Origin of the sequence: Anaerotignum faecicola (genome assembly GCA_024460105.1) — a bacterium.
Taxonomy (GTDB): domain Bacteria; phylum Bacillota; class Clostridia; order Lachnospirales; family Anaerotignaceae; genus JANFXS01.
The window spans coordinates 1-425 of sequence record JANFXS010000373.1 but is presented as its reverse complement, the minus strand read 5'-3'; the positions used below and the strand labels follow the sequence as shown (position 1 = coordinate 425).

Below are 425 nucleotides of genomic sequence, written 5' to 3'. Positions count from 1 at the left end.
TACATTATCAATAAATCATTAATCCTTTTCCTTTTCCATATCTGGTTCCGTCCCTGTCATACAGAACCGTATATTCCTTCTTCCCAACTCGCACCCCTTCTAAGAGAACATAATCCCACTCCGGCGGAATCATCGGTTTAACGGCCAAAGATATTTGCTGCGGATCAAGCCCCAGAAGTCCTGTTATGATCAAATCACAGTACATAGAATGATTGTAGTCCTTTCCACGTTCATACCCTCCTTTTTCCGCTTTCCACCCGTCCTTTTTCAGAATTTCCCTGGATATCCATTCTCCGGTTTCCGGATCAGAATCCTCATCGATCCATGGAATTTTCTTCCCAGATTCCGTGATGCGGTGCTGGCTTTCAGCATAGATTTTAAGCGCTCTATGATAATCTTTCTCTGTCACAATCTCCTGATGGTAA

1 protein-coding gene is annotated in these 425 nt (G+C 43.3%); it reads right to left on the bottom strand.

What is annotated here, in order from left to right; all coding sequences use genetic code 11:
• Positions 1-7: 7 nt before the first annotated feature.
• On the bottom strand, positions 8-425 hold a 418-nt coding region (locus NE664_14445), incomplete at its 5' end, for a hypothetical protein (GenBank protein ID MCQ4727834.1).